7 protein-coding genes and 1 pseudogene are annotated in these 15,828 nt (G+C 70.9%); all 8 read right to left on the bottom strand.

Going from position 1 to position 15,828, the window contains the following annotated elements:
- Window positions 1–115 precede the first annotated feature (115 nt).
- On the bottom strand, window positions 116–1,801 hold the full coding sequence (locus ABT170_RS26840) for an SMI1/KNR4 family protein (RefSeq protein ID WP_351871504.1): 1,686 nt from the start codon (window positions 1,799–1,801) through the stop codon (window positions 116–118).
- Window positions 1,802–2,012: 211 nt separating this feature from the next.
- Complete coding sequence (locus ABT170_RS26835; RefSeq protein ID WP_351871501.1) at window positions 2,013–4,895, bottom strand: helix-turn-helix transcriptional regulator; 2,883 nt, start codon at window positions 4,893–4,895, stop codon at window positions 2,013–2,015.
- Window positions 4,896–5,347: 452 nt separating this feature from the next.
- A pseudogene (locus ABT170_RS26830) lies at window positions 5,348–5,524 on the bottom strand (IS630 family transposase); the annotation flags it as partial.
- A gap of 235 nt (window positions 5,525–5,759) precedes the next feature.
- Window positions 5,760–6,641, bottom strand: coding sequence for a hypothetical protein (locus ABT170_RS26825; protein WP_351871498.1), 882 nt, complete (start codon window positions 6,639–6,641; stop codon window positions 5,760–5,762).
- Between the two features lie 153 nt (window positions 6,642–6,794).
- Window positions 6,795–7,508 (bottom strand): hypothetical protein, encoded by a 714-nt coding sequence (locus ABT170_RS26820; RefSeq protein WP_351871495.1) that lies wholly within the window; start codon window positions 7,506–7,508, stop codon window positions 6,795–6,797.
- 81 nt (window positions 7,509–7,589) lie between these two features.
- Window positions 7,590–8,477 (bottom strand): hypothetical protein, encoded by an 888-nt coding sequence (locus ABT170_RS26815; RefSeq protein ID WP_351871492.1) that lies wholly within the window; start codon window positions 8,475–8,477, stop codon window positions 7,590–7,592.
- Between the two features lie 40 nt (window positions 8,478–8,517).
- A complete protein-coding gene (locus ABT170_RS26810) occupies window positions 8,518–12,270 on the bottom strand; it encodes a hypothetical protein (protein ID WP_351871489.1) in 3,753 nt (1,250 codons plus the stop codon).
- A gap of 2 nt (window positions 12,271–12,272) precedes the next feature.
- Window positions 12,273–14,963 (bottom strand): hypothetical protein, encoded by a 2,691-nt coding sequence (locus tag ABT170_RS26805; protein WP_351871486.1) that lies wholly within the window; start codon window positions 14,961–14,963, stop codon window positions 12,273–12,275.
- Window positions 14,964–15,828: the final 865 nt, after the last annotated feature.

Genomic DNA, 15,828 nt, shown 5'->3' with positions numbered 1-15,828 from the left:
CCGCCGTCGGGGCGGCCTGCGCTCTCAGGACCGGCAGGCCGGCGCGCGGCGCCGCTGCGGGGCGGCCTGCGCGAGCCCCGCAGCGAGGACGACCGCCATCCGGCCGCGGGCCCGGTCATATCCCCCCGGGGAACGACTCCTCGCGCCGGGCGCTGTCGAGCATTCTGCGCAGGAACTCCACGAAGGGGATGCCATCGTCCATCCGGTCCGGCTCCTCGTCGTGGCACCAGACGTGGACGCGGTCGTCACCCTCGTGCTGGAGCGAGAGCAGAGCGAAGTTCGCGTACCCGTCATGGCCCATGACCGGCATCATCCTCGTCATATCCGCGAAGCCCGCGTTCTCCTCGTGCCAGCCGTCGTGCAGCCAGCGGGTGTAGACCGTGTGCGCCCCCGGAATGTCCGCGGGATGGATGAATTTCTGTGTCGTCGGCTCCAGAGCGGCGCCGGGCATCGCTTCCATGGGCCGGAGCAGAGTTCCGGTGCCGATCACCCGCAGAAAGGCCCGGTAGTCCGCCGGAAGCGGCCCGAACCGCGCTTCGAGGACGGCGATGTCGTCCTCGCTGACCGGGCTGAGATCACCGGTCGGATCCAGCCAGCCCTCCGCGTCCAGCTCCTCCTCCCCTCCGTGGTCGTCGAGCAGCTTGGGCACCCAGTGCTCGCGGTACCAGGTGCGGTACTCCTCGAAGAGTCCGGTCAGTGCGGCGGTGGTCGCGTCCTCGGCCGGTACGCGGGGCTCCGGCGCTCCGGACGGCGAGGGCTCCAGGTGGGGTGCCTGCCGGAAGTAGTCCTCGATCAGCGGGGCGAGCCTGCGGTTGTCCCGCCGGGCCGCCAGTCGCTCAGCCGTGTCCCGGGTGCGGATCATGGCGAGATGGCGGGCGAACACCAGCCGCTCGTTGTTGCCGCGGGCATGGCGCACTGCCGCGTCCAGGACGGGAGCGGCGCCCGTCCCTTCCCGTGCCAGCAGGGTCAGCAGGGTCGCCTCGTCCAGACAGCCGGGCTGCCGTTCGACGAGCCGCTCGCCCCGGTCTACACCGGCGGTGGTGACCAGCATCCGCACCACCTCGTCACCGCCACCTCCTTGGGCGAGGCAGCCCTCGGCCGCCCGGTCGGCCCACTCCCGCTCGTCGGGGAACACGAAGGACAGCGCCGCCTTCACCGGCACCGGTGCCGCGTCGAACGCGGCTGCCGCGACCGCGCGTGCCGCACGGTGGTCCGCCTCGTCGGCCACCGCGAGCACGCCCCGCAGCAGCTGCCAGCTCGACTCGCACTCGGCCACCTGGAACGAGGCATGTGCGGTGCTCTCGATGAGCCAGACCCCGCTCCTGTCCCACCGCGGGTCGTGGTGGACCTCGTGCTGGTTGTGGGCCAGTTCATGCAGCCGCAGCATCGCGCGCAGCGTCCATACGACCCCCTCGGCCGCCAGCCAGAACGGCACCGCGTCCCACGTCGTCTGCAGTTGCAGTTCCACGATGGCCACTTCCACGTCCAGGTCGAGCACGTCCGGACGCTCACCGCTGCGGTACAGCTCCGCCGCCCTCAGCCCGAGTGCGGCCATCGAAGGCGCCGCGTGCCGCGCCCCCTTCTCCACCTGGTGGACCGCGTACTCCCAGCCCTTGTCCGTGTCGTGACGGCTCTTGTCACGTGCCTCGGCGAAGCAGCCCACGGCGTCGAACGGCGGCACCGCCGCCAGCCAGCACGGCCCCCGGTCGAGGCCCTCGGTCAGATGGTCCGGATTGACTCGCGCGCGGGTGGAATACACCTTGCCGCGCTGTTCCTCGGTCCACACCACGTCACCGGCCACACGTTCCTCCCACAGCAATCCGCGGCAATCGAACTGGTTCCCCACGCTCGCACCGACAGTCTGGTCGGATGGCGCCCCCGACGTCCCGTCGCCCATCCCCTGTCGAGCGAGGTTCAGTGAAACTACGCAACTCCGCCCGCACTCCACGGCACGCCCTCCCGGGCCGCCCGGCCGAGGGGTGTCCCCGGTCCGCGTCCGGCCGACGGCTCGGTCACGAGGGAGGCGGCGTGCCCGCTGCCGCAACCGCGTGGCGGGCCATCAGGGTGGCGAGGGCCGCGCGGGACGGGACGCCCGTCTTGCGGTAGACGCGGGCGATGTGGCTCTCGACCGTGCGCGGACTGAGGCAGAGCCGGGAGGCCACGGCCTGGTTGGTGAGACCTTCTGCGACCAGTTCCGCTATCTCCCGTTCCCGCGAGGTCAGTCGGGTGAGCCCGGCGGCCGGTCCGGACGGCTCCGCCGGCCCGTCCGCGCCACCCAGCACCTCCGGGCGCTGCTGGTCGGCCAGGGCGACCAGCAGCGTGGCCCCGCCCTCGGCGGCCAGGCGGCGGGCGCGGCGCCACATGGTGGCCGCCCTGGCGCCGTCACCGGCGGCCCTGGTGAACGAGGCGCCGATCAGCAGGCTCTGGGCCTCCCGGAGGGTCGCCCCGGACAGCGCGCTCTCCCGGGCGGCTTCGGTGAACGCCCGTGCCGCCGCGGCCGGGTCCCCGCGGTGCGCCTCGATCCGTCCGAGGGCGCGCAACGCCGCTGCCCGGCGGGTCGGCAGGCCGAGCTGCTCGGCCTCCTTGAGGGCGTGTTCAGCCGCGTGCTCGGCTTCTTCCGTCTCGCCGACGGCCAGGGCCGCGGCGACGAGCAGTTCGAGGAACTCCGGGAGGAGGGAGGGCTGGATCCGGGGCAGGTCCCTGCTCCCGCCGGTCTCCAGCAGGATGTCCCGTGCCCGGTGCGGGTCATCGGCGCTCATCGCGGCGAAGGCGAGCAGGGACCGTGCCAGTGTGGACCACCAGCTCTCGCCTGTGCCTTCCACCGCTGCCGCCGCCTCCTCCGCGGCGGCCAGGACGTCCGGATCGCCCGGCGGGCGGGCCTGCATGAAGAACAGGGACCGGATCGCGAGGGTGAGACCGAGCAGTTCGCCGCTGCCCAGGGCACGGGCGATGGCCGCGGCCTCGTCGGCCAGCTCCAGCGCCGTGGTGACCCGGCAGGTCAGGAAGTGCGCGTACGCCTTGCACAGCAGGAGCTGCGACAGCATGTAGGGCCGGCCGGTCCGCCGGGCGATCTCCGCACCCCGGTCGCTGTGCCGCTCGGCGTCCGTGTACCGGTCGAGCATCACCTCGGCCCAGCCCAGTCTGATCAGGGGCTCGCACAGCCCGGCGAGGTCACCATCGGTGAGCGCGTCCGCCAGCCCCGCCGCGGTCCGGGCGAGCCGACGGGCCTCGGCCGTGCCACCCTCGTACGCCTCGCTCATGGCGGCCAGCGTCAGGGCACCCATCTCGCCGAGTCCGTCACCCAGATCGCGGGCGTCGCGCAATGCCTCGGCCAGTTCCTCCCGTACGTCGGGGAAGCGGGCGACGAACTGTGCGCGGCAGCACCATTCGATGACGAGACCGATCCGCCGGGACGGTGACGGCCCGGGCCTCCGGTCCAGTTCGCGGCGCAGCAGCGCGTCGGCCTCGGCGTAGCGCCCGAGCTGACGCTCCGTGACGGCGCACTGCACGACGGCGGAGGTACGCAGAGTGTCCTCGCCGTCCTCGTCGCCGGTGGGCATGTCGATCACTCGGTGGAAGAGGTCCCTGCTCTTCCGCAGCGCCCCGGTCGTGCCGAGCGCCCCGGCACGCATCAGCATCAGCTCACGGCGTTCGGCGAGGTGTCCGGGGGTGCTGGGCAGGATCGCGAGGACGACACCGAGCCAGTGGGCCGAGGCGGCCGGGTCCGTCACGGCGGCCTGTTCGGCGGCGCTGGTCAGGACCGCGGCGGCCTCCGGGTCCCAGCCGGTCAGTGAACGCTCGATGTGGTGCGCCCGCTCGGCGAGGGGTGCGCCGGCCTCGGCCAGTCCGGCCGCCGCCCTGCGGTGGAGTTCCCGCCGCCGCCAGGGGTCGGTGCTGTCGTGGACCAGCGTCCGGATCAGCGGGTGGCGCAGTACCAGACGGCGTCCGGCCCGGTCCGTGCGGATCAGATCGCGGCGCATCACCCCGCGCAGGGCCTCGACGACGTCGGGGACGGGTGAGCCGGTGAGAGCGGCGATGAGGTCGGCCGTGGCATGGTCGCCGAGTACGGCGGCGGCCTCTACGGTGCCGCGCTCAGTCGGGTCCAGGGGGGCGAGTTCGTCGAGCATCAGTGCTTCCAGGCCCGCGGGCGGACCACCGTCCCGGACCGGGGGGCCGGGCAGCCGGGCGCTGCGATGTGCCGTCAGGAGTGCCAGGAAGTACAGCGGGTTGCCCTCGCTCGCGGCGTACATCTCGGCCGCCCGCCGCTGCGGCAGGTCGCGGGCCAGTTCTTCGACGCAGTCCCGTTCGTCGAGCGGGCCGAGAGGCATCCGCAGCACCGCGCCGGTGTCGGCCCCGCGCGCCAGCGCCGTGGTGAGCGCCGCCGGGGCCTGGCGGTCGCGGTGCGACACGACGAGCAGGAAGGGGGCCTTCACGGGGTGCCGCACGAGATGGTCGACGAGTGCCAGGGACGACGGGCCCGCCCAGTGCAGGTCGTCGAGGACCACGACGAGCCGCGCACCCCGGATACGGCCCAGTGCGTCCGAGGTGGCCCGGTGGAGGCCGAAACGGTCCGTGTTCCACGGCTCGCCCGGGGGCCCGGTCCTTCCCCGCAGCACCGGATGGAGCTCCCGCAGCGACGGGAACACTCTGAGCGCCCGCTGGTCGAGGTCGGCGAACGCGTCGGCGAACGGCTGGAACGGGCTGTGCCGTTCGAGCTCGGTAGCCCGGCCGCGCAGCACGGCCGCCCCGTGGCGGCGGGCGAGCGTACTGAACTCCGCCAGCAACCGGCTCTTGCCGATGCCGGCCTCACCGGTGACCTCGACGAGGGCCGGACCGCCGGCTCCCATGTGCTGCAGGGCCGCGTCGAGCCGGCGGAGCTCGGCCGACCTGCTCACGAAAGGCACGCTGTCCGTGCGCCGGCCCGGTCCCCTGTACAACTCAACCACCACGGTCTCCCTCGGAACGAACGCCGCCACGGCACCAGGGCCCCGGTGGCTACGGCACGGGGCTGGGCGACTGTCGCTGTCAGACAGCGTTCTACAGCACGAGTACGACAACGCGGCCCCTGCGGGCGGGCACGGCCGCGCTGCTCAGAGGGCCCATGGTGACCGACGTACGGGAAGCACATCACACTGCTGACCAGTCGCTACGGAACATCCCGACGACTCCGCAGCAGTACTCGGACCGCGTCCTGCACGGTCGGTTGGCGGCTGCACCGGTCACGGGGAGTGGGCCGTGGCGATGGATCGTTCCGGACGGACTGTGTGCGGTACGCGGAGGGTGAGACCGAGCACGTAGTGCCACCTCTTCGCCGCTCGCGTGCCCTGGCGGCGCGGCTGTTTCGACTGCGTCCGTCACGCCGGCCGTCGTCCCGGCGGGGCCGGTGGACCAGCCGAGAGCGGTGGCCCGCTTTGCAGCAGGTCAGGGCGGCGATGGAAATCCGTCCACGGGAGCGTCCGCAGCCCTTCACCACCGGGGTCCGGCCGCACCGGGCCCACGTCTTCGTCTGCGGCGGCGTCCTGGAGCCCTACGCCTGCCGCCGTCGCTGAACCGAACGGACACCGGCCCGCTGGTCCCTGGCGATCGCTGAGGGCCGCCTCACCCCGAGCGAACCGCTCGCCTGCCTGAAGCCGTAACTCCTCACGGAACCGCCGCCGTTCGACGACTCCACAAGTTCAACCTCGGTAACCGCCGGTACGGAATGGCGCAGCCCTTGGCCCGGGGTTTCCGAAAGGACTGCACGGCTGTGTGAAGCCGGATCAACGTGGATTGCGATCAGGGTTGCTGGGGAGTCCATGAAAACCTGCATCATGAAAACAGGTTTCGCATTGGAACTCGTCCGGCGGCATCCGGCTGACGAATCGCTTGCACCTGGCAGAGCATCCTTCGTCGGGGAGGCACATGGTGGGGAAGGTCGGCCACGCAACCGTGAAACCGATCCGAGAATGCGCGAGATTCGGATCGTTCGTACTGAAGGTGTGCGTGAATTCCTCCAACCGATTTCTGCGTTGTCCCACGAGAGCCTCGCACTTGACGGCAATCGAGTGCGCGTCATGAGGGGTGATCGAATTGGGGCGGGCCGTTATGATGCAGGGAGACCCGCTGCCGCCCAAGTGTGAGCCGATTGCATCTTCGATGATCAACGGCGCGGTGCCCACATTGTGGACTCCGATTCCGTGTGTGGTTTCTGCTTCCTGTCCATTCAGTTGAGGTTGCGAGAAGTCCGCCCAGGGCTGAAGAGTTTCGTCCTCCGTGTGCGAGATGAAGCCGACGAATTCCAGCGCTTCGGGCTCGTTGTTCTTGATCTGGAGCTGCCAGGGGCCGGAGGGGGCGCTGTGGTTGACGGTCACCAGGTAGGTGTCGATGTCCTCAGCGATACGGTGGCAATCGGCGGTTGCCACGGTCGTTTCTCCACTTCCCGTGATGTCGACCGGGTCGGCACCCTCCTCCACCGCCGTGGGATCGCCCAGGCCTGCCTTGATCAAGAACGTCGGCGGTGCCCCGCCGTGTACGACGTTGGCTTCCAGATGTGCGATCGCCCGGAGGAACGTCTGCTCGGCACCCAGCAGCACGACGAACTCGATCGGGGAACTCATCTCGTTCTCGGCCAGACGGGAGGTTCGGAACGGTTCGAATACCATGATCCATTTCTCCTTGCCGCATATATCTTGCCGCATGCAGTCGAATGACCTGTCATTTGATGCGCTTCCGCCCGCCCGTTCGAGAACGGTTCATCGGGAGTCGTGAATGCAGACGTAGTTCAGAACATCGATGTCAAGCATTCTGATCGCCTCTCAGGACGGGTCGGCCACGATCTGCAGGGTGGTGTGGGCGGTCTTGTCGTCGTTGGTTCTGAACGTGTGCACAAGGTTCCGGCGGCTGAGGACCTCCCCACAGCTGAACGCCAGGTGATCGACGCCATGCGGGGCGATCTCCGCAGGACGGTGGACGAGGACGACGGGGGAGTCCTGCCCGCCGACGGCTGTTCCCGGACTGTCGTCGATCGTGAGAGTTCCGGTTCCCTGGTTCCGTACGACGACGAAGCCGACCGGGCTTGCGCTGGTGATCGACAGCTGGTCCTCCAGTGCCATCCAGGGCTGGAGCGTGTCGTCCCTGACGTTCGAGTTGACCCAGACGAAACGCAACGTCCGGTCGGCCTGGTTCTTGATGCGCAGTTGCCAGCTGGTTCTCGACTCCGTGTGGTTGACGACCGTCAGGAGATAGATGTCATCGTGCAGGGGCTGACAGCTCGCCGTCCCTCCCCCCTTCGGGCCGGGAATGTCGACATCCGTGCCGTCCGCGGCAACCGTGGTGATGAGGCCTTGGCCCAGCTTGATCCCGAAGGCCGGGGCGACACCGTTCAGCGGCGTGTTGTCGGTCCACAGCGCGATGACCCGCAGCAACATCGGCACGGGCTCGATCGGTACTTCGAAGTCGACCAGCGGGCCGGTCTGGCCGGGCGCCAGCGTCAGTGGCTCGTCCGAGGGAAAGACCTGGATAACGCTCATTGCACATCCCCGATTCCTGCGCCGGTGGGGAGAGCCCGTGCGCGGCGTCGCGGCACCGGCTCGTTCCTGGAGATCGCCGCACTAGACGTTCCGGTGGTCGGGCGGTACGTCGAAGTGCTCGGCCCCTCGATGCCCGCAGGTCTCGCATGGACCGCCCACCGCAAGGGGCGGCGGCACGTACGCCGGGCACCGCCCGCAGGCCCGGCAGTAGGCCGGTTCCCCGTCCGGCGAGTCGTGCCGGGCGGAACGGGGCAGGACCTCGAACAGCAGGGTCGTGTGGGCGCGGTTCATGTCGTTGGTGTCGAAGGTGTGGCTGAAGCGATCCGCGAAGGGGACCTGCCCGCACGCGACCACCAGCTCGTCCGTGTCGTGCGGGGCGATCGACGCGGGCCGCCGCCGCAGCACCACCGGCGATCGGTCCGACCCCAGCCGGGTGCCCGGCGGATCGTGGAGGATCAACGGCGCCGGGCCCAAGTTCCGTACCGTGATCGCGGTCTCGGAGTCTTCACCGTGCAGCGCCGGCAGACCGTCCTGGGACGTGGTGGCGCGATCCAGCGCCATCCAGGGCTGCGAGGTCTCCTCCTCGCGGTACGACGCGACACAGGCGAACCGCAAGGTCTCAGCGTCGTTGTTGGTGATGCGCAGGTGCCAGGGGCCGGGGTTCTCCTCAAGCCCGGACAGGGTGATGAGGTAGCTGTCTGCGGGCAGCCGCCTCACCTCGGCCAGGGCCGCGACGTCACCCTCGGTCTGACAGACCTCGACCTTGCCCGTGCTGGCGTCGAGGGCGGTGAGCAGGCCGTCACGGCCGGACTTGAGCTCGAACGTCGGGTCATGCCCGACGAGCGGACGGTTGTCGCGCCAGAGAGCGATCACGCGGATGAACATCTCGGTCGCCTCGATGGGCACGCCGAACGGAAGGGGTGGCCCCGTCGCGTCCCCGCGCAGTTCGAGCGGCTCTGTCTCCGGCAAGAGTTGGAACACCATCGGTCTTCCCTCCGGGCATGGGCGGTCATGTGAGTTCGGCGATGTCGGCGTAGACGGGGCCCGCGGGCTCGCCCGCCGCTCCGGGAGCGGACTCGGTCTCGGTGACGGCGATACGCATCGGCCGTTCGTCGTCGGGCCGCAGGTCGAGTACGAGGTTGTCCCCGAGCCGCCCGGTCGCCTGGGCCAGGGGGGTCCAGCCCGATGGCCCGATCAGGCCGTCCCGGGCCGCGCGCGGGTCACCGGCGAAGGCCTGCAACTCGGCACGGACCGTGGTGAAGGGAGGCCCGGTCGGCCCCGGACCACTGAGCACGACACCCGCGCGGCCGGCGGTGCGCGTGATGACGAGATCGCGCGGCGGGAGGAGCCGGACCGGATCGATCGCCAGCGGCGGGGACAGCCGCTGGTCGGGGTCCGCGGTGTTCTCCTGGTAGCGGGCCAGCGCCAGTCGGACGAACGGGCGGTACGAGGCCGCGGCAAGGGGGGAGAGGTCGAGGTCGGCGAACCAGCAGTCGGCATCCTCGTCGTAATGCGAACTGGCGTCCAGGTGGCTGGCCATCGCCACGACCGGGGCGCCCCCCAGCTCCGCCAGGTTCACCGTCCCGGAGACGTCCGCGCGGATGTGGGTGTCATCGAGGACGGCGGACGGCGCCGTGGTGGCCTGCAACGGGTCACGGCCGGCCAGGCTGAGATGACGCCGTTGCCGGTCGGTGGGCGAGGCCGACGGCCGCGGCCAGGCCAGGACGGCGAGCGCCTCGTCGGCGCCGGTGACGAACCATGGCCGTTCGAGCATGACACGCAGGCCGCCTCCGCTGCGCGACGACCGGATCACCGCTCCGCCGCCTTCGACGGACCGGGTCCACCGGACGCTCGGCACCACGTGACGGACCTTCGGGGCCGGTGGCCGGGTGGTGCTCGCCACGTCGGTGGCATCGAGCTTCCCGGTGACGGTGCAGGCCTGCGGATCCTGCGCGACGACCCGGCCGAAGTACTCACCGAAGCGTGAGACGGCCGTGACCGTGTAGCTGACCTTCCGCCGTCGCGCGTCGCCGAACTCGTGGCGCATCGGCGGGAACGCACCGTCGGGTGCTTCCAGCAGCGGCGGCTTGTGCGCGATCTCGAACGAGCCTACGTCCGCCACGACCCGCCTCGATGTCGGCCGGGCGGGGGCGACGTCGACGACATCGTCCCATTCGGCCCGGACGTCGATCCGTCCGGTGCTGCGCACGTCGATGTGGAACGCCGACGTCTTCAGCTCGGCGTCCGTGCCGCCCATGTGCCGGACGGCGCCGAACCGGCCGGTGGGGTGTGCCAGGGGGCGTTGCACCGCATGGACCAGGGTGACGGTGCGCGACGGGCTCACCAGCGGGTTGCGGCCGTACTCCGCCTCGACGTTGACCGGGTTGCTCGCGTCCTGCGTGGCACCCGCCCAGTGCGGGATGCCCAGGTCCGGGACGGCCAGCATGGAGGGACACGAGGGGATGTCGACGGTGACCTGCTCGGCCGGGCCCAGCGAGACCGTGAACGTGCGAGGGCCGAGACCGGGACTGCGCCTGATGGTGCACCCGCCGGGAGCCGGCTCGACCCGCAGCGCGATGGGCTCCATGTCCGGCCAGGTCCCCCGCCACAGGCTCTGGGAGTCCTTCGAGTCGAACCCGTCGGCGGTTCCCGGATAACCGGTGTCCGGATCGGTCGGCCGCAGCCGGCTCCGGAGGTTGACCCAGACCGTGCCGCGGTCGGCGAGCCAGGCCGGTCTCGGGAACGGGGGGTTCGCGGGAACGACCACATAGGTGCCGGATCCGTCCGGGGCGCTCTCCAGATGTGCCCCGGTGATGTCGGCGACGTCCTTGTCCGCGCGGGTCGCGATCTCGAACTGCTTACGGACCTCGTCCATCGCGGCACCCGGTCCGAACGCGGTGCTGAACGCCCCTTCGTACTGGAGGGCCAGCTCGAACGAACTCTTCGGGGGGAACAGGTAGCGGAGCTCGGCGGCAGGGTAGCCGTGCGCCGCGGCGTAGGCGGCCGGGTCGGTGCCGCGCTCGGTCCGTAGCACCATGCGGTGCGGCCCGGCGCCGTCGACGTAGGCCGCGGTCGGCAACAGCTCCGGTGCCGGATTCGGATCGAAGCGCCGATGGACGATCTTCTCCGTGGCGTCCTCCGAACCGGGCTGGTCGCGCCGCAGCCCGCCGCCCGCGAGGTCGGCCAGCCGCGCCCGGAACCGGTAGGTCGAGCCGAACTTCAGTCGGGGCAGCGACCCGTCCACGGCCTCGGCTGCCGCGGCGAACGGCGGCGACGGCTCGGCCGCGGCCGGATCCACCACCCGGTCGGGCCGGGGCACCACCTGGTTCCAGCCGTCCCAGCGGGCAAAGACCTCATGGATGTGGAGCGCGGCGCTCGCACCGGAGCCTGTCGTCGCCGAGCCGACGGGGACGAAGCCCTCGTCGGACAGTCCCGGCAGACCGGGCTCCGGGGGGAGCGCGACCCCGCCGACGGTGTAGCGGACCTGGCGCCGGCACAGCGAGTGCCACTTTCCGGCGGCGAAGACGTCGAGCCGGTATCCCGCGAGCAGGTTCTCGGCGGTCAGCGGTGAGCTGAGGAGTTTCTGCGGTGTGTCCCGGTCGGTGGCTCGCTGCAGCCGCGCGAAGTGCTCCTCGAGGCGGTTGCGTTCGATCAGGGCGAAGCCGGTGGAGCGCAGTGCGGGCAGACCGGCGGCGTCAGCCGCCTCCGGCGGTACGTGGCCGCGGTCCGACTGGGCGACGCTGACCATCCGCAGCGCCGCGCTGTCGATGTCGAAGGGCATGACCGCGTACGGGGAGCTCGTGGGTGTGCCCGCCAGGGTGACCTTGGCCAGGGGCAGCATCCCCTGGGGGCGTACGGTACCGGCCGCCGGCGGCATCAGCGGGACGAACCGGGAGCCGGTCAGCGCGTAGGCGGTCGTCGGCCGCAGATCGTCCTGGTGCGCGTCGGCCCAGCCAGCCGGGGCACCGGGGTCGGAAACGGGCCACAGGGGTTCCAGACGGAGGTGCGCGGGGCCGTCCGTGGCGGACAGCTCGGCCACCGGCACCGCGAAGTCGATCACCAGGCCCACCGTGCGCAGCAGGAGGGGGTGACCGGCCAGCCGGGCGACGACGTCATGAAAGTCCAGGTCCTGGGCCTCCTCCTCGGCGGGCGTCGCGAGGTCGGGGTTCTCCCGACGGTAGAACTGGTAGGCCCGCACCAACGGTGATGTGTCGGCCTCGGCGGCGTCGCGGTCGGAGAGCGTCGCCGCGGCCTGCCAGTCTCGCGCGATCTCCCGCAACGCCGCCTCCCGCCGGGCGCGCTGGTGATGGTCGCGGGCACCCGTCCTGGCGAGGGCCCATGTGGTCCGCGTGTACGCCTGCTTGATCTCCGTGCCGGCCTCGTCCGCCGGGAAGTCCCGGACCTCACGGTCCCGGTAGCTGGTCGGTCGGTAGGGCCGGACGGGCATGGAGGCGGGGAACATCGTTCGCCAGGCGGACAGCTGCTGCTCCGGCGTGCACAGCGGCCGACCGTCCTCGGAGGCGGGCCGGATCCGGGTGAGAGTGAGCCGCCGGTCGCCCCGGTACGCGGCGAAGTCCATGTCCTCCAGGCGGGAGGGCCAGGTCTGCATGCCGAACTCTCCGACGGTCAGGGGAGTCCCGGGTGGGGCCAGCAGCCGCGGGGTGAGCAGCACCGAGAACAGGGCCCGTCGTGCTCCGGTGGTCTCCGCGCGGCCACCGGGTATGACGGTCCAGACGAACTGGCGGGTGAGGGCGAGCGCCATGATCACTCCTGCGTGAATGCCTTGCAGTAGGTGTGCCAGGGAAAGGACGATCCGACCGGGCCCCATGCGTGCTGCACCGAGGACGGGTTCGCGGCCGTGAGCGGAGCACTGTCGTGGGGCGCCACGGCCTGGTCCGAACCGGTGAAGGTCTTCTCGCAGGTGATCTCGACGGAGGTGGACCAGAAGGTGAGGTCCACCGCAATGACGAGCCGGGCCCTGCCGTGCAGGATGTTCGGTTCGACGAAGGTCAGGCTGATCGTGAGCTCGACGGAGACCGAGACCAGCCCGAGGACACGGACGGATCCGCCGATGCGGAGGTAGCCCGCGATCTCGATGGTGCTGCCGCGTTTGGTGAACACGACGCCGCCGAAGACGTGCACCTCGCCGCGGGCGACTCCGAAGTCCATCGCCACGGCGGCGCCGAACTCGATGCCGCCGACGAATCGTTCCAGGCCGGAATCGTTCCCGCCGGCCCGGATGCCCAGCTCCAGGTAGCCGCCGCCACCGAAACCCATCACGGTGACCAGGAACGGACGGTCCCGGGTCCCGAAGGAGAAGTCGACCGTCACCGGATCGTCGCCGAGCGACAGGGTGATGCCGGCCTGCAGCAGCAGGTTCTGCACGACGAACACTCCCAGCTGCGGCGGTGGCGAGACGGCGAGCGCGTAGCGCACGCGCACCTCGCGGCTGCCCACCTCGACGGTGGGTGCCTTGCCGCCGATGCCCGGGAGGTAGCTGCTGAGTTGCTGTACGAACTTCAGCTGCCCGCCGAGCCGCGCCGAGCTGACCACCAGCGTGGTCTCCGGGAGTTCGCCCGGTTCGGCGTGGAACTTCAGGGCGGTGAACCCGAGCTTGACCAGGTACTGGTTCTCTGCGGGGGAGGGGATACCGAGCGCGAAGTTGGTGACCGTGCCGTCGATCGTGCTCCGTGGCCGGCCGTCGACCAGCTCCGTCCGTATGTCGAGTGTGACCCTGCACTCGGCCAGGGGCTGGAAGGGGCCCTTCTCGCTGGTCAGGGACTCGGTCCAGTGCAGGGTGGCCTGCGGCGTGGGGGTGCGCGACCAGGTGATCGTCGGGCGCCCGGTGACCTCGCCGATGATGTCCACCAGGGGGACGACGCCGAGCAGTTTGGCGCTGCGGTCGAACAACTTCGCCGGGTCGGTGGGCAGGTTCGCCACCGTGGGACCCAGCTCGCGATGAATCCGGTCCACGGCCATCGACGGTGCGGCCGCGACGGCGGCGCGGGCGGCGGCGAAGTTCACGGGGACCTTGTCAGGGAGCTCAAGCAGGACATCCGGCGGTCTCCCGGACCCCGCGGCGTCCGCCACCTCCCGCGCCAGCGTCGCGCGGATGGTCTGGTGCTGCCCCAGCAGCTGCTGCACCGCCGGGAGGGTCACCTCCAGCCCGGCGATCCGGGGGTGGAAGGCGGTACCGCTCCCGATCCTGGTGGCTGCGAGGGTGAGTGACCGGACGTGCTGCTCGGTGCGCTCGACCGCCTCCACGACCTTGTCCGCCCGCCGGCGCACCACCAGCGGAACGGCCCGGTCGACAAAGGCCGTCGGGGGGCCGGGGGCGGCTTCGAGATCCTCCCGCGGCCCGCCCGCGTACAGGGTGTTGAGGAATCCGACATCGGTGCCCTTCTCGGCGAAGACCAGCGGCAGGTGCAGGGGAACGACGTCGCCGGCGGAGGATGCGTGGATCGTGAACATCACCGGGAGTCCGTCCCGCGTCAGCCAGTGGGCGCGGGAGCCGGCCGCCGGCCGGTCGAGCGGCGTCACCAGAACGGGCTCGATGGCCACCCGGTGGAACGGAAACTCGCGCTCGTGCCGTGCCTCGATGCCGTAGTCGAGGACCGGTTGCGTCACGACCAGGGTGACGGTGCGGTGCAGCGCCGCCACTCCGGTGACCGGGTCGAACTTCCGCTCGGTCACCTCCACGGTGGAGGCCTCGTTCCCGAAGGGGAACAGGACTCCCCGCTGCAGCAGCCGGATGTAGACGTCGCGGCCCATCACGACACGGTGAGTCCATTCCAGATCCGGGTAGGCCACCGAGCCGGAGAACCACGCGCCGCACGAGGAAAGGACGAGCGAGTCGACGGAGACCGGAGTACCGGGGTGGTCGTAGCCCCGGGCGGCGATCTTCTTGACACCCTCGCCGAGCGGGGTGCTGTCGGCGAACGGTGTCTCCAACGGCAGGCTGGCGAAGGGGAAGACGGCCGAGTACGCGGGTGAGGACGGTGCCAGGATCCGGGTGTGCCATATCGCGGTGACGCCGTCGTCACTGGTGGCGGGGCGCTGGGGGTGCTGACAGCGGGCCTTGTCCTCGACGGCGAGAAGAAGCCGCCACGGCAGTTCGAGCGTGCTGGCCTTGCCCTGCTCGCGTGGCGTGCCGACCAGCTTCAGCTTGTTCGCCGCGGCGAGCACACCCTCGACGGTCAGGGGGATGACGTAGCCGGGCGGCACGGTGAAGTGCAGGCTGGTCGGCCCCGCCGGCCGCCCCTGCACCGAGGGCGAGCCCACCACGCTTTCCGCGACGTGCTGCGGCTCCAGGTCGATGATCAGGCGGCCCTCGCCCGTGGCGACCCATTCCCTGACCCCGGCGGCACCGGTGCGTTCCTGCAGGCCCGTCGAGCGGACCGTCAGCGACACGAGATCGCTCGGACGCAGGACCGCATATCGCTCCGTGGCACTCATGCCAGACCTCGAATGCTGTTCGGGTCGCCCGGGTCCGATCCTGAGAAACGTTCCGCACGCGGGATGTTCAGGAGGAGATCTTGTGGTTCCCCTGCCACACGTGGCCGGGGTTCCCCTGCCACACGTGGTCGCCGACTCCGGGCGCCGTTCTCGTCCCCCATTGTCCGCCGCTCCGCAACGCCCCGCACTCCGGTACGGGGCGGGGCGTCCCCCGTGACCTGACGGGCAGGGCCGCCCGACCACGCGCAGGTGATCATCCGTGTGCCCGGACACGAGGCGGGAGTGCCGGGCCGGGTGACCGGCGGCTGCCGCGTTGTTCGGACCGCGCCGCGAAGCGGTACGGGACAGGCGGAGGCGAGCGACGGCATCCGGAATCGGGGGCCCGGCGGAGCGCCCGCCATGTCGAGGAACAGGCTCGCCCTCGCCGTTCGTCCACGTTGTTCTTCACACCGCCGGGCCGGGCTCAACCGTCCCCCCGGAACCGAGGTGCTACGGGTCTACGTGGCGGAGCCGCAGGAGACGAGCACCGTACGGGACGTCCTGGTCGACGCTCTTGGCATCCGGACCGCTGGGTCGTTCCCCTTGAGGTGGTTACAGCTGTCTCATCAATCTGCAGAACCTTGCGCACCGGCACCGAAGGGCCGCCGGAAGCCGCTCTGTCGGGCATGAAACGGGGAGTCCAGGGAACCTTGGACTTCCTCGCGCGGGGAGGTAGCACGCCTGACGCGAACAAGCTCTTCCGGTGACGTCGCCCGGTCGTACGGCGCGAACGCCAATCCTGTGGGGTTGGTCATCGGAGGCGATCCATACACCGGAGTTTCAGTCGCCAGCCGCGCCGGCTGGGTTCTCGACTACCTGGATCTGG

This window comes from Streptomyces sp. NPDC001787 (assembly GCF_040297465.1).
In the GTDB taxonomy this organism is placed as follows: Bacteria; Actinomycetota; Actinomycetes; order Streptomycetales; family Streptomycetaceae; genus Streptomyces.
Note: the sequence above shows the minus strand (reverse complement) of the source record. Positions and strands in the feature narration are given on the sequence as shown.